21 protein-coding genes are annotated in these 16,886 nt (G+C 68.1%); 5 read left to right on the forward strand and 16 right to left on the reverse strand.

Features of this window, described 5'->3' with window-relative positions; all coding sequences use genetic code 11:
* Positions 1-139: 139 nt before the first annotated feature.
* Entirely contained in the window at positions 140-1,093 is a 954-nt protein-coding gene (locus HDA40_RS17080) for an HK97 family phage prohead protease (protein ID WP_253756989.1), read from the forward strand.
* 162 nt (positions 1,094-1,255) lie between these two features.
* Here HDA40_RS17080 and HDA40_RS17085 read toward each other — a convergent pair whose 3' ends face one another.
* Together HDA40_RS17085 and HDA40_RS17090 are read right to left on the reverse strand one after the other, a co-directional pair.
* The gene (locus HDA40_RS17085; RefSeq protein WP_253756991.1) at positions 1,256-1,876 is read right to left on the reverse strand and encodes a DUF8453 domain-containing protein; all 621 of its coding nucleotides are present in this window, start codon (positions 1,874-1,876) and stop codon (positions 1,256-1,258) included.
* An 84-nt stretch (positions 1,877-1,960) separates the two neighbouring features.
* Entirely contained in the window at positions 1,961-3,469 is a 1,509-nt protein-coding gene (locus HDA40_RS17090; RefSeq protein ID WP_253756993.1) for a DUF8370 family protein, read from the reverse strand.
* 559 nt (positions 3,470-4,028) lie between these two features.
* On the opposite strand from HDA40_RS17090, the gene HDA40_RS17095 reads away from it, so the two are divergent.
* Positions 4,029-4,619 carry a hypothetical protein gene (locus tag HDA40_RS17095; protein ID WP_253756995.1) on the forward strand — a complete coding sequence of 197 codons (591 nt, stop codon included), beginning with the start codon at positions 4,029-4,031 and terminating at the stop codon, positions 4,617-4,619.
* A 106-nt stretch (positions 4,620-4,725) separates the two neighbouring features.
* On the opposite strand, the gene HDA40_RS17100 is transcribed toward HDA40_RS17095, so the two are convergent.
* Positions 4,726-4,932 carry a hypothetical protein gene (locus HDA40_RS17100; RefSeq protein ID WP_253756997.1) on the reverse strand — a complete coding sequence of 69 codons (207 nt, stop codon included), beginning with the start codon at positions 4,930-4,932 and terminating at the stop codon, positions 4,726-4,728.
* Between the two features lie 50 nt (positions 4,933-4,982).
* Between HDA40_RS17100 and HDA40_RS17105 the strand changes: the two genes are divergently transcribed.
* Both HDA40_RS17105 and HDA40_RS17110 read left to right on the forward strand, forming a co-directional pair.
* Positions 4,983-5,123: a magnesium chelatase subunit ChlI family protein gene (locus HDA40_RS17105; protein ID WP_253756999.1), complete on the forward strand. Its 141-nt coding sequence runs from the start codon at positions 4,983-4,985 to the stop codon at positions 5,121-5,123.
* Entirely contained in the window at positions 5,120-6,298 is a 1,179-nt protein-coding gene (locus HDA40_RS17110; RefSeq protein WP_253757002.1) for a DNA-processing protein DprA, read from the forward strand. The genes HDA40_RS17105 and HDA40_RS17110 overlap by 4 nt, the downstream gene beginning before the upstream one ends.
* Positions 6,299-6,301: 3 nt before the next feature.
* Here the strand turns inward: HDA40_RS17110 and HDA40_RS17115 are convergent, their stop codons facing one another.
* Positions 6,302-6,613, reverse strand: a complete 312-nt coding sequence (locus tag HDA40_RS17115) for a DUF2469 domain-containing protein (RefSeq protein ID WP_253757005.1) — start codon at positions 6,611-6,613, stop codon at positions 6,302-6,304.
* Positions 6,610-7,368 carry a ribonuclease HII gene (locus HDA40_RS17120; RefSeq protein ID WP_253757007.1) on the reverse strand — a complete coding sequence of 253 codons (759 nt, stop codon included), beginning with the start codon at positions 7,366-7,368 and terminating at the stop codon, positions 6,610-6,612. The genes HDA40_RS17115 and HDA40_RS17120 overlap by 4 nt, the downstream gene beginning before the upstream one ends.
* 182 nt (positions 7,369-7,550) lie before the next feature.
* On the opposite strand from HDA40_RS17120, the gene HDA40_RS17125 reads away from it, so the two are divergent.
* Positions 7,551-8,126, forward strand: a complete 576-nt coding sequence (locus HDA40_RS17125; protein WP_253757009.1) for a murein hydrolase activator EnvC family protein — start codon at positions 7,551-7,553, stop codon at positions 8,124-8,126.
* On the opposite strand, the gene HDA40_RS17130 is transcribed toward HDA40_RS17125, so the two are convergent.
* The 11 genes from HDA40_RS17130 to proS all read right to left on the reverse strand — a co-directional run bounded on the left by HDA40_RS17130 (position 8,008) and on the right by proS (position 16,852).
* Positions 8,008-9,165: an aminotransferase class V-fold PLP-dependent enzyme gene (locus HDA40_RS17130; protein ID WP_253757011.1), complete on the reverse strand. Its 1,158-nt coding sequence runs from the start codon at positions 9,163-9,165 to the stop codon at positions 8,008-8,010. The two genes, HDA40_RS17125 and HDA40_RS17130, sit on opposite strands and share 119 nt — an antisense overlap.
* A gap of 9 nt (positions 9,166-9,174) precedes the next feature.
* A complete protein-coding gene (gene lepB, locus HDA40_RS17135; RefSeq protein WP_253757014.1) occupies positions 9,175-9,834 on the reverse strand; it encodes a signal peptidase I in 660 nt (219 codons plus the stop codon).
* Complete coding sequence (gene lepB, locus HDA40_RS42140) at positions 9,831-10,673, reverse strand: signal peptidase I (protein WP_372503163.1); 843 nt, start codon at positions 10,671-10,673, stop codon at positions 9,831-9,833. Before lepB (HDA40_RS42140) ends, lepB (HDA40_RS17135) begins: the two co-directional genes overlap by 4 nt.
* A gap of 617 nt (positions 10,674-11,290) precedes the next feature.
* Positions 11,291-11,647 (reverse strand): 50S ribosomal protein L19, encoded by a 357-nt coding sequence (rplS, locus tag HDA40_RS17145; protein WP_253757019.1) that lies wholly within the window; start codon positions 11,645-11,647, stop codon positions 11,291-11,293.
* A 154-nt stretch (positions 11,648-11,801) separates the two neighbouring features.
* Positions 11,802-12,584, reverse strand: coding sequence for a tRNA (guanosine(37)-N1)-methyltransferase TrmD (trmD, locus tag HDA40_RS17150; protein ID WP_253757021.1), 783 nt, complete (start codon positions 12,582-12,584; stop codon positions 11,802-11,804).
* A gap of 9 nt (positions 12,585-12,593) precedes the next feature.
* Positions 12,594-13,121: a ribosome maturation factor RimM gene (gene rimM / locus HDA40_RS17155; RefSeq protein WP_253763663.1), complete on the reverse strand. Its 528-nt coding sequence runs from the start codon at positions 13,119-13,121 to the stop codon at positions 12,594-12,596.
* A 9-nt stretch (positions 13,122-13,130) separates the two neighbouring features.
* Entirely contained in the window at positions 13,131-13,397 is a 267-nt protein-coding gene (locus HDA40_RS17160) for an RNA-binding protein (RefSeq protein ID WP_253757023.1), read from the reverse strand.
* A 2-nt stretch (positions 13,398-13,399) separates the two neighbouring features.
* A complete protein-coding gene (gene rpsP / locus HDA40_RS17165) occupies positions 13,400-13,849 on the reverse strand; it encodes a 30S ribosomal protein S16 (RefSeq protein ID WP_253757025.1) in 450 nt (149 codons plus the stop codon).
* A 212-nt stretch (positions 13,850-14,061) separates the two neighbouring features.
* Entirely contained in the window at positions 14,062-14,712 is a 651-nt protein-coding gene (locus HDA40_RS17170; protein WP_253757028.1) for a ribonuclease FAU-1 family protein, read from the reverse strand.
* Between the two features lie 63 nt (positions 14,713-14,775).
* Positions 14,776-15,423, reverse strand: a complete 648-nt coding sequence (locus tag HDA40_RS17175) for a ribonuclease FAU-1 family protein (RefSeq protein ID WP_253757030.1) — start codon at positions 15,421-15,423, stop codon at positions 14,776-14,778.
* Between the two features lie 19 nt (positions 15,424-15,442).
* Positions 15,443-16,852 (reverse strand): proline--tRNA ligase, encoded by a 1,410-nt coding sequence (gene proS / locus HDA40_RS17180; RefSeq protein WP_253757032.1) that lies wholly within the window; start codon positions 16,850-16,852, stop codon positions 15,443-15,445.
* Positions 16,853-16,886: the final 34 nt, after the last annotated feature.

A 16,886-nucleotide genomic window follows, 5' to 3' on the forward strand; every position in this document is an offset into this window, starting at 1 on the left:
CTGGGCGGCCGAAGGTCTACTGCAGCCCGGTGTGTCTGGAGCGAGCGCGTGCGCGCCGCGATGAGGCCCTGAAGGCTGCGGGGCGGGCCGCCGTCGAGGCATACCGCGAGGCGATCACAGACCAGGGCGGAGCGGTCCCATGGTGAATGCCCTGCACGTCACGGCACCCGTTCGCTGGGATCTGTCCAAGGCCGATGATGGGACCGGTTCGCTGACCGGCTGGGCGAGCGTCTACGGGGTCATCGACCAGCAGTCCGACGTCATCGCCGCCGGTGCCTTCGGCGAGTTCGTCAAGTCGTGGAAGGCATCGGGCAGGCCGACGATCCCGCTCGCCGTCGACCACGACCACAGCTCCGACGGCATCATCGGCTCGATTACCGACCTCACCGATTCGCCGTACGGCTTGTCATTTACGGCCGCGTTCTCGTCCGACCCCAGAGCCCAGTCGTACCGGCTCAAGGCCGCTGAGGGACATCTCACCGGGGTCTCCGTGTTCGCCGACATCCAGGCGAAGTCCATGGAGATGGTCGGCGCACGGGCGGTGCGGGTCATCACGAAGGCCGGGCCGTTGCGGGAGGTGTCGCTGACCGGTTACCCGGTCAACACGTCCGCGCGGGTCACCGTCGCCAAGGCGGCAACCATGAAGGGGACCACGATGTACACGAACATGTCAGCGGCGGAGCTGTCGGCGGTGCTCGACCGGATGGACGCCGAACTGTTCGCCTCGATGCAGGCCAGCGCGGTGAAGTCGATGACCATCGACGAGATCTTCGCCGAGGAGCGGCGTCGCGGCTACACCGGGCCGGGGCCGGGCCGCCTTCCCGGCGGCACCTACGACCGCTCCGGGCAGCTCGTGTGCGGGGAGTGCACCCCGTGCCGGGAGGGCCGGCGAGGCGATTGCATCCACAAGGGAACTCAGGCGGCGGTGAACGCGGCGATCCGGCACCGCCGGGTGCGGGAGAACCAGCAGGCTAGTGATCTGCTCGCTGAGGTGGGCCGAGCGTCCGGCTTCGCGGCGGTCGCCGACCTAAGCGAGCACACGGTCCGGGAGGCCGCGAAGGCGAACCTCCACGCGCGGATCGACGAGATGTAGGGCGGGCGTTAACGTCGCCCGGCGGCGGAGTTCTTGTCTGACTCATGGCCGCCGCCGGAACGAAGGCCGCCACCGTGGGTTCTTTCCCGACGGCCTGCGCCAAGCCACCGCCCCCCGGGCTCTGACAACGGCAGGCCGGGGGGCGGTGGCGTGTCAACGGCCTCAGCCCGCGCCATCGCCCCTGCGCTGGGCAGGGGTTGGAGGAGGCGCCTGCGTCCGGCTTTCGATCCGGAATGCGCCGTTGCCACCGGACTTCGTGGTGACCTCGGCGAAGGTAGTGGCGATCTCCTTCAAGGCGACGGCCACGTCGTTCAGGGTGCGGTGGCCGATCAGAACCCCCTCCAGCGCCTTGATGTCGATGCCGTAGACGCTGGGATCTACAGGTCCACGCGGCCCGTCTGCCTCGATCGTGATCTGTATCGGCTTGGGGTTGCGATCCAGGATCTCGTTGCCTACGCCGATTCCGCGAACGAGATGGGCTCCCGGCGGGATCGCGCCGATCTCCCAGGTCTCGATGTTCTCCGGCGCGTTGTGTAGCGCGGACACGAGCGGCGGCGACAGCGTGACCCTTACGTTCTTCGCCACGGTCGGCCCCTGGTTCCTGACCAGCAGCACGGTCAGCGCCGGTTGGTGCTCGTCAGGTCGAATGTCGACGTATACGTACGGCTGCTTCTGGTTGCGCGCGAGCTTCGCCTGAACTACGGCACTGCGGGCGATGAACCCTGAGACGATGAGAGCAGCCCAGGGGGCCAACTGCGTCATGACCTGGCCAATTGTTCCCATGCGGCGTTTCCTTCCGATGCTGCGGCGAACCAAGCCCGCGCCATCTTTCGGAAGGCGCGGGCTGGGCTGCGATGGGTGATCGTCTTAGTCGGAGTCGGAGTCCGTGTCCGTGTCCGTGTCCGTCTTCCGGTGGAGTTCGTCGCGCGTGTCCTGGTCGGCTCGCAGCTTCGACGCGGACTCCTGCCGCCGCGCGTCGATGATCATCGGCCGCACCTCGACGTCGGGATGCTTTCGCGCCACGATTTCGGCCGCCCGCGTGATCTTCTCCGTGGTCTTCGGGTCGAGGTCCTTGTCCTCGAACGCGACGGCGACGAAGTAGGCCACCCGGATTTCCTCGGCGATGAGGTACTCCTTCGTCTGCTCGAGGATGCCGTCCCAGAAGTGCGAGTTACTCATCAGCTTCATCTCGACCAGGGCGCGAGCGCTCCACGACTTCGAGAACTTGAAGTCGACCGGGCCACGTCCGGCGTTCGCCTCACCAGTCAAGTCCACATCGTTGGCCCGACAGTAGTTGATCGCCGCGCCGTGGAACATGCGCTGCACCTTGCGCTCGGTGACCGGGCGACCGCTGCTTTCCCACAGCATCTCCCACCCGTTCTGGTGCTCGATGTAGTGCGTGAACGCGTCCAGCACCGCCTTGACGAACTGGGGGAACTCCTCGGGGGATGCGGGCAGGAACGCGAGCGGAGAACGCGCCGCAATCTCGGCCCCCACGTCGTACCACCGCACCAGAAACTTCGGGTCACGGTCGACCGGGTACGGCTTGTGATCCGTCGCTTCCATCTTGCTCAGGTAATCCGCCACGATGTCGGGGTTCTGGCGGGCCAGACGCGCCATGGTCCACCGGTCGACGTTCTTGGCGATGTCGTAGTTGAAGTCACCCCGCAACGCCTCGCTGTGGTTGGCCCAGGCGTACCTCCAGAACGCCTCCGGCGTGACGATCGGCATCTCCTTCAAGAACTCCTTCGGCACCAGCAGCACGGGCCGGTTCTTGAAGTACGGGTTGGCGGGCAGCTCCACGTCCGCGTCAGCCCACCGGGCGTGCTCGGTGCTCCAGCGGGCGTTGCGGACTCGGAACTCCTGCATCGGGATGTCGTGGCGACGGCAGACGTCCTGCGTGTACTCGATGAAGCGCGACTTCAGGATGTTGCAGACTGCGTCGCTGATGCGGTCGACGCCCATGCCGCCCTGGAACAAGACCAGAGTCTCAATGTGGTCCACGTTCTCGATCCCGAGACCGAGCGCCGTCTTGACGCCGCTCAGCATGCCCTGCTGCAGCCCCGAGCCGGAGCCGGAGCCGTTCGGCGACGCCTCGGCCATGCCCAGGCAGAACTCGGCCGGTTCGGGGAACATGAGAAGCCGGGATGCCTTCTTCCAGGCCAGAGACCGCTCGTCCCCCTTGGACTCGGCCACGAGTCCGAAGACGATCTCGAAGAAGCCGAGGATCTGATCGTGGGCTCCCGACCAGAACGGGCTGACGTTGTCGTAGATCAGGAAGGGGTCGACGAAGAGCTTGGAATCCACCCGAAGGTAGACGTCGAACCAGTCGTCTTCCTGACGTCGCTCGACGTCGTAGTGCTCACTGAACTTCACTCGCGATGCTCCTCACCTGGGCAGAATTTGCCCACGGCAAAATGGAGTCGCATGCGCCCGACACTTTGCGAAATTTCACAAAGCCTTCCCGATGAAGATCGGGGCGGGGTAGGGTCTCGGCTGCGGTGTCCAATCGCTTTAGAGACCCGGCTCGGGTGCCGACCTCGGCATCTGGCCGGGTCTTTCTTGCGTCTCCGTGACTCCCTGTAACTTTAGCGGCCGGGGCGGACAAGAAGCGGTCACTCGTTGTAGGGGCCACTGAGGACAAATCTGCCCATCTGCAATTTTGCGCGCGGAAGCGAGTCGATTCACGCAGGATCTGTCACCGCATGACATCGACGATGCTGGGTTTATCCGATGTGTAGGGATAGATCAGCATTCACGTTTGTGGCGCGCATCACCCGATCTCGGGAAAAAACAAATCTGCAGCCGTCCGCTTCGGCGTGTCGCGCCGCCGAACGTTTCGCCTGGCCCATCCCCCACCAACGTCAGTCGGAAACACACCGCAGACCCGCGACGGTCCAGGGCCAGATCAGCTCCCCGTGCTTCACTGGCGCTCGTGAGGCTCCACACGCGTCTTGATCATCCGTTTCCGCTGCCCGTTGACCCTGTTCGGGACGGCTGGGATTGGCTCAGCCTGTGGGTGGGCCTCGGTTCGGCGGTCATCGGCCTATTCGTGGGCATCACCGCCATCGTCCTCGCCCGGAAGGCGAACAGGCACGCGAAGGAGGCGATGGAGATGGCCGCTGAGGCGGAGCGGCGGGCGATCGAACGGGCGACCGACGAGCGACGGCGGCTCTTTGAGCTGGAGATCCTTCGCGACATGTTGGAGCAGTGCAATCCGCATGACAACAAGATGAGGAGTCTCGCCAGGGAGTTCGGTCGCGAGTGGATGGACGTTGAATTCGGGGCGCAGCTCATGATGCTGCCCGACGACGAGCTGCCATTTTGGCGGGCATATCCGACGTTCAGCAGGGAGGCCCGATACCGGATGATGCCTCACGAAAGTGCCGAGCAGGCAATCGAACAGGCTCGATACGCCGGAACCGGGGGACAGCTCCTTTGGCAGGCTGACGCAGAATTCACCGAGGTCATGACTCGTGAGTTCCGGCAGGATCTCAAGGCGGCGATTACGCGGAGGATGCGGTAGGCCCGCTCAGCGCCAATCTCCGCCACGATCGCGTCATGCCCCGGACCCGGTATAGGCCGACGCGCCCCGGACCCGTGGGATGACCGGAGCGCGTCGCTATCCGTCCTTACTCCGCGAGCCGTCGGCCGATGATGTCCGCCAGCACGAACAGCGCGAGCCGCAGACGGCGTAGGTCGCCCGCATCGAGGTAACCGAGATCCTTTACCTCGAAGAGTTCCGTCGCGACGTCACGCAGGTCCAAGGCGATGGTTCCGGCCACGATGCGCTCGGCCTCGTCGAACTGGTCGACGTCCACCGTGATGCTGTGTTCCATGATCGCTACCCCCCGATGCGATCTTCGTTCGGCCTGATGGCCGCTCCTATGTGAGGCGCTTCACACCTCAGCTCGGTCGGCAACCGGTTCTGCGGGTCGCCTGGACCCTCAGCGATCTGGCCGGTCGCGACCGGCCGGGTCGTGAGGACGTCGCGACCGCGCTGACCTTGCGATTGGGAGACCTGAGATGAGCACCGAAGACCGCGTACGCCTGGCTCGCATCGCCCTCGGCTGTCTGGTCGAGCCCGGTCGGAAGGACGTGTTCGAGCTGGTCGCGATGGACGGGCCGGAGGCGGCGCTCAACCGCCTCTGCGCGGGCGACGCGGCCGCGTCCGAGGCGGTCCAGAGCCGCCTGGCCGGAGAGGATCCCTGGAATCTCGCCCGGCGACAGCTGGCCATCACCGAACGCGTCGGCGCTCGCGTCCTGACTCCGGAGGACGACGAGTGGCCCGGAGTCCGGCTCGACGACCTGGCCCGCATCTCCCGCCCGACGCTGTCCGGCGGGACGGCGATCGATCGCGACACCTTCCCGCCCCACTGCCTCTGGGTACGCGGAGCGCTGCCCCTCGGCACGACGGTGGCCCGGTCGGTCGCCGTCGTCGGAGCCCGTGCCAGTACGCCGTACGGCGATCACGTCGCCGCCGAGCTGAGCTACGGCCTCGCCCGCAAGGGGTACGCCGTGGTGTCCGGCGGCGCCTTCGGCATCGACGCCGCCGCGCATCGGGGCGCCCTGGCCGCGGGCGGCCCGACGATCGCCGTCTTGGCCTGCGGCGTCGACCGGGCGTACCCGTTGGGACATGCCGGGCTGCTGGAGCAGATCGCGGAAACCGGGCTGGTCCTCAGCGAGTGGCCGGCGGGCAGCGAGCCGCTGCGTTTCCGGTTCCTCATCCGCAACCGCGTGATCGCCGCGCTCACCCAAGGCACGGTGATGGTCGAGGCCGCGGCTCGCAGCGGCAGCCGCCAGACCCTGCACCGGGCGTTGCAGCTCGGCCGGGCCGCGATGGCGGTGCCCGGCCAGGTGACCTCGGCGACCTCCGTCGGCTGCCATGAGGAGCTGCGGAAACCCGAGGTGCTGCCGGTGGCGAACATCGCTCACGTGCTGGAGGAGGTGGGCCGGATCGGGGCCGACCTCGCCCCGCCGGTGCTCGGGCCGGAACGCCCGGAGGACCAGCTGGACGAGGTGGAACAGCGGTTGATGGACGCGGTGCCGGCACACCGGCCGATGCTGTGCGGCGACATCGCGCGGATCGCGGGCATCCCGGTACGGGTCGCGCTGGCGAAGCTGCCCGCGCTGGTCACGAGGGGCCTGCTCGAAGAACGAGGCGGCGCGTATCGCCTGCCCGCCGCACGGGCGGGCCGGCGATGACGATCAGATGTCGCTGGGCAGCGAGAGGTCGGGCTTCTCCAGCTCTTCGACGTTGACGTCCTTGAACGTCATGACCCGGACGTTCTTCACGAACCGGGCCGGACGGTACATGTCCCACACCCAGGCGTCGTGCATCTCGACCTCGAAGAAGACCTCGCCGTCGGAGTTGCGCACGTGCAGGTCGACCTGATTGGCGAGGTAGAACCGCCGCTCCGTCTCCACGACGTAGGAGAACTGACGGACGATGTCGCGGTACTCCTTGTAGAGCTGAAGCTCCATCTCGGTCTCGTACTTCTCGAGATCCTCAGCGCTCATCGCACGCCCTCCATGCTGACATCTTCCCCCACCCGGCGCCGGCGGCGAGCCGGGTCACCGGACGCCACGCCGACCGTACCCCGACCGTGCTCCTCGCGCCCATCGAGCGCTCGTTCCGACTCGGCCACGTTCTGATAAGAGAACCGATGCTCAGTGCAGGGCCCGTGCGCACGCAGCGCGGCCGAGTGCTCTGGGGTGGTATATCCCTTATGTAGCTCGAAGCCGTATTCAGGATACTTTTCCGCCAACTGCACCATGATCCGGTCCCGGGTGACCTTGGCCAGGACGCTCGCCGCCGCAACGCACGCCGCCACCTGGTCGCCCTTCCAGACCGCCAGGCCGGGCACACCCGCGCCGTCCACCGGGAAACCGTCGGTCAGCACGTAGTCGGGGCGCACCGTCAGGGCAGCCAGCGAGCGCCGCAGCGCCGACAGGTTGCAGAACTGCAACCCCAGCCGGTCCACCTCGGCCGCCTCGATCACCACCACGTGGTAGGCCAGCGCACGCTTGACGACCTGGTCGTAGATCCGGTCGCGCGCCAGCGCCGTGAGCAGCTTCGAATCGGTCAGTCCCGGAATCTCGCCCGCCTTGCCGTCGGGCAGCACCGCGGCCGCAGCGACCAGCGGACCCGCGCAGGCGCCGCGGCCCGCCTCGTCCGCCCCCGCGACGAACGCGAAGCCGCGCCGGCGCAGCGAACGCTCCAGCGCGTAGATCCCGCCTTCCCGGCGGGTGACCGTCTTCGGCGGCATCAGCATGCGGCCAGCGCCCTCCCCTGTGATCTGGATCTTCTTCGCACCGTTCTCCAGACTCCGACGTTACGTCACCCGGGTGACACCCGGGACGCGGGACCCGCCCGGTTGTCCACATCCGCCCGTCGTGCACAGAATCGACAAGCACCACTTCCGCGTACGCCGGACGGCGGGCCGACGATGCCGGGATGCGACTTCTCCTGACCGTCCTGCTGATCTTGTCGACGGCCGCGCCGCCCGCCGCACCAGCGCGGTTCGGCTGGCCGCTGGCCGGTACGCCGACCGTCGTACGCCGCTTCGACCCGCCGCCTGAGCCGTGGCTTCCCGGACATCGCGGGGTCGATCTGGCCGGGTCGAGCGGGGAGATCGTCCGCGCCGCCGGGGACGGTCAGGTCGTTTTCGCCGGTCCGCTCGCCGGGCGTGGCGTGATCAGCGTCGCCCACGCCGACGGCGTACGCACGACCTATGAGCCGGTGACGCCGACGACCACGGCCGGGCAGACGATCCGCCGGGGCGAGCCCATCGGCCGCCTCGGCCCGGGCCACCCCGGCTGCTCGGCCGACGAAGCGTGCCTGCATTGGGGCGCCCGCCGGGGCGAGACCTACCTCGATCCGCTGTCGCTGCTCGGGCTCGGCCGCGTCCGGCTCAAGCCGCTGCGCTCCGCAGCAGCCCCGGCAGCCCGTCCGCCAGCCGCTGCGCATCCACGCCGGTCACATAGACGTAGCCGGAGACGCGCAGCAGCCCACCGTTCTCCCACGGATTGACGTTCACCTCGACGCCCAGTTCCTCGGCGATGCGCGTACGCAGAGCCGCGCCGGACTGCTCGTCGGACACCACCGATCCGGGCAACCGCACCACCCGCATGCTCACCCCGTCGCCGGGATGCGGCCGGTCGACCCCGAGCGCCTCGGCGAGCACCGACTGGGCGTACTCCGCGACACCGACGGCGTACGCGCGGACGCGGTCCCGGCCGAGCGAGTCGAGCAGGTCCAGCCCTGCGGGAGCGGCGAGCCAGGCGGTCACATCCCTGGTGCCCTGGTGCTCGATCGACCGAGGGAATCCGTCCGGATCAGCGTGCGAGACGACCAAGGGCTCGATCCGGTCCACCCATTGCGGCGCAACGGTAAGCAGCGCGGTTCCCCGCGGCGCGAACCCCCACTTGTGGAAGTTGCCGGTCCAGAAGTCCGCCCCGATGGCTTCGACGTCGGTGTCCAGCATGCCGGGCACGTGCGCCGCATCCACCAGCAGCGGTACGCCCGCCGCCCGCATCTCGGCGGCGATCCGGGTGACCGGGAACAGTTTGGCGGTCGCGGCGGCCACATGGTCCACAATGGCCAGTTGGGTGACGCCGGGCCGGACCCCTTCCATGATCCGCTCCACGACCTCGTCGTCACCGGCGGTCAAGGGGATGTGCACCACCCGCACCCGGACGCCGGTCCGCGCCCGGAGTCGATCCAGCGCCGTCAGCACGGCGTTGTACGCGTGATCGGTCGTGAGGATCTCGTGCTCTGGGCGTACCACTGAGGAAAGCGTGTGCAGCACGGTCGCCGTCGCCGTGGTCGCGTTGACGACCAGCGCGGATCTCGCGGGGTCGGCGCCGACGTAGCGCGCCAGCCGGGCGCGGACCTCGTCCACCCGGCCGGGCAGCAGCCGCGCGAACCGCATGGGATTGCGGTCGACCTCATCGAGAAAGCCCCGGTGCGCTTCGCGCACCGGGGCCGGTACCGCGCCGAACGAGCCGTGGTTGAGATAACTCACCGACTGCTCGAAGGAGAAGAGTTCGCGGCCACCCTCGAAAATCATGGAGCAACCTTAGCCAGTGGGCGCGGGCACGCTCTCGTAGCTGTCGGGCACGCTCAGCCAACGCATCCGGTCGAAGGGCCAGAAGAGCACGAAGGCTCGCCCGACGACCGAGTCGATGGGGATCGTCGCCTGGTTGATGTCGCTGTTGTTGTGCGCCCGCCAGTTCTGGAGCGAGTCGCCGGAGGAGTACCGGTTGTCGCCCATCACCCACAGCCGGCCCTCGGGCACGACGATGTCGAAGTCCTGCGGCGCCGCGTTCTGCCCGGTGTGATCGGTGTTGGGCAGGATGTAGGGCTCGTCCAGCGGGTGCCCGTTGATCTGGATCCGACCCTGCGGATCGCAGCACGTGATGTGATCGCCCGGTACACCGATCACCCGCTTGATGAAGTCCTTCTCGTTCGGATCCGACCGCCATGACTCCGGCGAGACGAAAACGATGACCTCGCCACGGTGCGGGTCCCGGAAGTCGTAGACCAGCTTGTTGACGAGCACCCGGTCGTCGATGTTGAGCGTGTGCTCCATCGACTGCGACGGGATGAAGAACGTCTGGACCACGAACGCCCGCACCAGGAACGCGACCACGAGGGCCACGACGAGAAGAATGGGCAGTTCGCGCCAGAACGATCCGCTGCTACCGCTGCTCTTACTCTTGGTCTGCTCGTCAATCACGCACGGAGCCTACGCGACCGCGCTGTGTTCCGGCGGGCGAGCCACACCGGCGCGACGATCGCGAGCCCGGCGGGATCGACCGGCAGCACCGGCCCCACCCCGAGCCCTTGGGTCTGACCAGTGGGAACGCTCTGGAACGGGTCCGACTCGGAGATCGAATCCCACCGACTGATCGGCCACACGACAGTGCCCGCGCGCCCGATCACGTTCTCGATCGGAACGAGACCACGACAGCGCGAATCCTGAGAGACGAAACGGTTGTCCCCCATGACGAACAGCATCCCGGGCTCGACGACGACCTCGTCGAACTGGCGCGGGCCGCACTGCCCCGGCGTCTTGGGGCTGTCCTTGTTCGCGTTCTTCGTGACGTAGGGCTCGTCGATCGGCGTCCCGTTGACGAAGATCCGGCCCTTGACGTCACAGCAGGAGACCCGATCCCCCGGTACGCCGATCACCCGCTTGATGAAGTCCTTCTCCCCGGGCGTACCCAGGCCGACGAGGTCGCTGAGGCCGCTGCCGACCTTGGAGAAGAAGCTCGCGTTGGGGTCGGCGGAGAACTCCGGAGTCCAGTTCGACGGGCCCTTGAAGACCACCACGTCGCCGCGTTCCGGATCGCCGAAGTGGTAGACGACCTTGTTCACCAGTACGCGATCGCCCCGGACGAGGGTGTCCTCCATCGAGCTGGAGGGGATGTAGTACGCGCGGAACAGGAAGGTCTGCACCAGGAAGGCGACGCCGAGCGCGATCACCAGCAGGAGCGGGATCTCCTGCCACAGCTTGAGTTTGCGCCGCTGACGGCGCTGTGACCCGCCCGGCGCCGGACGGTTCGCCGGCTCCAGCGATCGCGACGCCGGGACCGCCGGCACGCCGGAACCCCACCGCTGGTCGTAACCCGACCGGTCCTCCTGCCGCGACTCGTCCCGCCGGAGGTCGTCATATCTAGGGTCGTCATAACGGGGGTCGTCATAACGGGGTTCGTCATAACGGGGTTCGTCATAACGGGGTTCGTCGTAGCGGGGCTCGTCGTAGCGGGGCTCGCCGGAACGCGGCTCGTCATAACGGGGCTCGCCGGAACGCGGCTCGCTGTAGCGGGAGTCGCTGTAACGCGGATCCTGAGAGCGGGAGTCGGACTCCCAGCGCGGATCCTGCGGGTCCGCCCACGACCGTTGCGGAGGGTATTGCTCGGCGGACTCCTCCGCCGGCCAGCGATCACGCGAGGCGTCCCTGCCGGGCTCGCGATCCTCCCACCGAGGCTGCTCCGGCCATCGGTCGTATGTGCGGTCGGTCACCGGAGGCACTCTAGATGGTGCCGGACTGTTTGGGGAGGGCCGATTATGTCCGAACGGTTAAGATCCCGGACATCGGTGCTGTCCGGAGCCTTGTCTGCCGGATAACGCGACAAGACCCCGTCCTTCCGGACGAGGTCTTGTCGTACGTTCGACCGATAGAACGGCGCTCAGACCGCCTTGGCCTCGCGCAGCTCCTTGATCTTGGCCTTCTTGCCCCGCAGATCGCGGAGGTAGTAGAGCTTGGCCCGGCGGACGTCACCGCGGGTCAAGACCTCCAGGCGGTCGACGGCCGGGCTGTGGATCGGGTAGGTGCGCTCGACGCCGACGCCGTAGCTCTCCTTGCGGACCGTGAAGGTCTCGCGCAGGCCAGAGCCCTGGCGGCGGATGACGACGCCCTGGAAGACCTGGACCCGGGACCGGTTGCCCTCGACGACTCGGGCGTGGACCTTGACGGTGTCACCCGCGCGGAAGTTCGGAGTGTCGGTACGGATGGACGCTTCGTCCAGCATGTCCAGCGTGTTCATCGCTGTTCCTCAGTGTCGCGCGCGCCGCTCCCGGCGCGCGTGCGGACATTTCTGACCCCGCTCGCAGCTGTCTCCAGCTCCTCCGACCCGCTCACGCGGGTGCGAGATCCTCGTTTCACGGGCGTACTTCAGCCCCGCGAGAACGGCAACCTCTCTACTCTGCCACATCGGGTACGCCGGGCGGAAACCGCCCCGGCCACATCACACCGGCGGCGTCGAGCGTGGCGCGGTCCTTCTTGTCCAGCGTCGCCGGATCGAGCGCGGCGACCAGGTCGGGGCGACGCGCGGCCGTACGCAGCAGAGCCTGGTCCCGACGCCAGCGGGCGATCTTGCCGTGATCCCCGGACCGCAGGATCTCCGGCACCTCCAGCTCCCGCCAGACCGCCGGTTTGGTGTACATCGGGGCTTCGAGCAGCCCGTTCGCGTGGGATTCCTCATCCAGCGAGGCCGAGTTGCCGAGGACGCCGGGCAGCAGCCTCGTGATGGCCTCCAGCATCACCAGGACGGCCACCTCCCCGCCGAACAGCACATAGTCGCCCAACGACACCTCGGTCACCGGCATCCGCCCAGCCGCATGATCGAGTACGCGTTGATCGATGCCCTCGTAGCGGCCGCACGCGAACAGCAGGTGCTCCTCGGCGGCCAGCTCGTGCGCGAGGTCCTGGGTGAACAGCCGCCCGGTCGGGGCCGGGACGACCAATCGCGTACGCCCATCGGCGAGCGCGTCCAACGCCTCGCCCCACGGCTCGGGGCGCATGACCATGCCCGCGCCGCCGCCGTAGGGCGTGTCGTCGACCGTACGGTGCACGTCGTGCGTCCACGTCCGCAGATCGTGCACGGCCAGCTCCAGCCGACTCTCCGCCCGGGCCTTGCCGAGCAGGGAGAGGCCGAGCGGGGCGAAGTATTCGGGAAAGATCGAGACGACGTCGACACGCATGCCGAGGCCCTACAGGTCCAGCAGCCCGTCGGGCGGGTCGATGACGACTCGGCCCCCGGCGACGTCGACCGTCGGGACGATGGCCCGCACGAACGGGACCAACGCCATGGTGCGGTCCTCTTTGCGGACGACCAGCATGTCGGAGGCCGGCGCGTGATCGATGCGCGCGACCACCCCGATCTTGTCCCCCGCGACCGTGATCACGTCGAGCCCGACCAGCTGGTGGTCGTGGAACTCATCCGGGTCGACCGGAGCGGCGATGTCGCCGGAGTCGACCCAGAGCAGCAGGCCGCGCAGTTCCTCGGCCACGTTGCGGTCCGGGACCTCGGCGAAGAAGATCAGCGGCCGACCTTGATGCCAGCGCACCGTCTCGATGGTGAGTTTCGCCCCCACGGGGCTGCCGAGCTTCTCCTCGGTGGGGCCGACGTCGAACGTCGACCCCACCACGAAGCGCTCCTCAGGCTCGTCCGTGCGGACCTCCACGACGAGTTCGCCGCGGATTCCGTGCGGACGGAGGATCTTGCCGACGACCAGCAGCATGACGGCCTAGTAGGCGTCGACGATGTCGACGCGCATCCCCTTGCCGCCCACCGAGCCGATCACCTGGCGCAGCGCCCGGGCCGTACGCCCGCCGCGGCCGATCACCGTACCCAGATCGTCGGGGTGCACGCGTACTTCGAGCCGCGCGCCGCGGCGCGCGTCGACGAACCGCACCCGGACCTCGTCCGGGTGCTCCACGATGCCCTTGACCAGGTGTTCGAGTGCCGGACGCAGGGTGCTGTCGGTCCGGCCCGACGAGCTGCTGCCGCGCAAGGTCAGGCCCCCTCGGCCGGAGCCTCAGCCGGCTCAGCCGGCGTCTCGGCCTTCGCTTCGGCCTTCTTCTCGGCCTTCTTCGGCTCCGCCTTCTTGGTCTCCGCGACGCCGGCGGCGGCCTGCGCCTCGGCCTCGTAGATCGCCTTGCGGTCGACCTTGGCGGCGGCGACCTTCAGCGGCTCCGTCGGGGCCGGCAGGCCCTTGAACTTCTGCCAGTCGCCGGTCTTGCTCAGGATGGCGATGACCGGCTCGCTCGGCTGCGCGCCGACCGACAGCCAGTACTGCACCCGGTCGGACTTGACCTCGATCAGCGAGGGCTCCTCCTTCGGGTGGTAAACGCCGATGAACTCGATCGCCTTGCCGTCGCGCTTGGTACGCGAGTCGGCGACGACGATGCGGTACTGCGGGTTGCGGATCTTGCCCATCCGCAGAAGCCGGATCTTGACGGCCACGTGTGTTCGCTCCTGTTGCGATAGGTTTCGAACGCTCGCCATCCCACGTGGGGTTGTGAGCGGTGCGAGCGGTCATGGACACGACCGGCGTCGGAAGTTAGAGGGCTGCCGTGCGCGAGTCGAATACCAGTCGTCAATTGTGCCAGACGCCGGTACGCACTCGGACCCACCCCGCCGGGCATACGGGACACAGATCACACGGCCCGAGGATTTCAGGGGCGACGCGGGGCGTCCCAGCCGGGCAGCGGCGTCGTCGAGACGATCGGACCCCAGTCCGGATCAGGCCGGAAACCGGTCCAGGTGCCGTCGAAGGGGAAGTCGCCCGCCTCGACCAGCTTGATCACCTCCAGTCCGGCCTGGCGTACGCGCTGCTCGTCGTCGACCCAGTAGTAGTCGGGCAGACGCAGCCGCTCGGCGAACTCCTCCTCGTCCTTCCACCGCCAGCTCCGGTCGGGCTCGATCCAGACGTCGAGATCCCAGTCGACGGTGTCCAGCCCGGCCAACTCGGCGGAGCGCCAGGGCACGGCTGGGACTTCGAGGTTGGCGTACCAGTTGAGGAAGTCGCCGGCCGGACTGAAGAAGAACCGGATGGAGTAGTCGGCGCCGGTCGGATGCCAAGACAGGACGGAGTGCCCCGCCTCGGCGTCGATCAGACGCTTGGGCCCGTCCACCCACTCGGGCAGAGGTGTCTGGCGCATCATGCGGCCGTCGGTCATGACGGTGTAGAAGTGCCGCCCGCCCGCCTGGCCCCACAGCAGCACGCCCTGATCGTCATGCTGCACGGCGCGCAGGGGGAACAGGCCGGAGACCGCGCTGTGCTGGAAGTGCCGCAAGTAGACGATCTCGCCCCGTTCGAAGACCATGACCCAAAAGTAGTCGAGGCCGCACCGGATCGTGATCCTCCGACGGGTGATGCCGACGTCGGGTCAGTACGCCCGCGGACGATCCCAGCCGGCCGCGACCGTCGACGCGCCGGTCCACATCGGATCACCAGTGAGCCCCAGCAGCGAGGTGTCGAACGGGAACTCCCCCGCCTCGATGCGCTTCACCACACGCAGGCCGACCTCGCGCACCGCGTCCCCGTCCGCCACCCAATAGTCCGACGGGTACGCCAGGCGCTCGGCGAACTCCTCCTCGTCCTTCCACGACCACGAGCGATCGGGCTCGACCCAGATGTCGAGGTCTTGATCCACGATGTCGACCCCGGCCACGGCGCCGTCGTCCCACCGGACCCCGGCCTCTTCGAGGTTGACGTACCAACCGCGAAAGCGGCCGTCCTCGGCCCGGAAAAGCCACACGGAGTAGTCCTCGCCGGGCGGCAGCACCTTGAGAATGGCCGGACCACGCCAGGTCATCTCCCAGAGCTTGGTCTCGGTGACGAGCCACTCGGCGAACGGCATCGCCCGCAGACCCCGGCCGTCGACCGCCTTCCGGTCCAGCATCGGGGCGCCCCGGGGAACCCAGAGAAGCAGACCGCGATCGTCGTCGGCCAAGACGACGGCGGTCTTCAGTAGACCCAGCCGGGAACCCTGGAAATGACGGTGCAGGACCACCCGGCCGGGTTCGAAGCGCATCACGCGGATATCACGCGGATCAGTAGGAGCGGCCGAGGATCGCCGTCAGGTTCGGCTCGTCCTGCGCCGCCGGAGCCGACCCGTCCTCGCGGAACAGGCAGCGTACGGTGATCGCGCTCTCGTTCGCCTTGGCCTCGCCGTCGACGCCGACCGCCGACCACGGCAGCTTGGCCCAGCCGGACTGCGACGCCTCGATCGCCTCGTCCAGCGTCTTGACCTCGACGGTGCTCGCCTCGCGCCGGGCGAGCGCCTCGTCGTAGAGACCCTGCTGGTCGGCGACAAGCGCCTCGGTCACCGCGGCGACCACGCCGCCGATCGGCAGCGGCGTCTTCGAGCCGTCGATCCGTCGCGCCAACGTCACGTTGCCCGCGGCCAGATCGCGCGGGCCGACCTCGATCCGCAGCGGTACGCCCTTCAGCTCGGCGTCGACCGCCCGGCGGCCGAACGGCGTGTCCACCCGGTCGTCGAGCTTGACGCGTACGCCCGCGGCGGCGAGATCGTCGACCAATCCCTTCGCGGCGGCGGTGATGGAACCGTCGGTCTCCTTCACCACCATGACCAGGGCCTGCGTCGGAGCCACCAGCGGCGGCAGGCGCAACCCGTTGTCGTCACCGTGGCACATGATCAGACCGCCCAGCATCCGCGTCGACGAACCCCACGAGGTCGTCCAGGCGTACTCGCGGACACCGGCCGCGCTGGAGTACTGGATGTCGAAGGCACGGGCGAAGTTCTGGCCCAGCTCGTGCGAGGTGCCCATCTGCAGCGCCTTGCCGTCGCCCATCATGCCCTCCAGCGTGTACGTGCTGGTGGCGCCGGCGAACCGCTCCCGGTCGGTCTTGCGACCCGGGATCACCGGGATGGCCAGGAGGTCGCGCATGTGCTTCTCGTAGACCTGGTGGTGGATGCGCAAGGTGTAATCCTTCGCGTCCTGCTCGGTGGCGTGCGCGGTGTGCCCCTCCTGCCAGAGGAACTCGCTGGTACGCAGGAAGATCCGCGGGCGCATCTCCCACCGGACCACATTGGCCCACTGGTTGAGCAGCAGCGGCAGATCCCGGTAGGAGTCCACCCACTTGGCCATGAACTCGCCGATGACCGTCTCACTGGTCGGCCGGACCACGACCGGCTCGGCAAGCTGCTTGCCACCGCCGTGGGTGACGACGGCCAGTTCCGGGGAGAACCCCTCGACGTGCTGTGCCTCCCGGTGCAGGTAGCTCTCCGGGATGAACAGCGGGAAGTACGCGTTCTCCGCCCCGGTCGCCTTGATCCGGGCGTCCATGTCGGCCTGCATGCGCTCCCAGATCGCGTACGCCGTCGGCCGGATCACCATGGTGCCCCGGACCGGGCCGTTGTCGGCCAGTTCAGCCTTCGCGATCACGTCTTGGTACCAGCGGGGGAAGTCTTCCGCCCGGGGAGTCAGCACACGCGCCATGGGCACCAATCCTACTGACCGCCCTCGCCCGGCT

The sequence above is a fragment of the Hamadaea flava genome, from assembly GCF_024172085.1.
In the GTDB taxonomy this organism is placed as follows: domain Bacteria; phylum Actinomycetota; class Actinomycetes; order Mycobacteriales; family Micromonosporaceae; genus Hamadaea; species Hamadaea flava.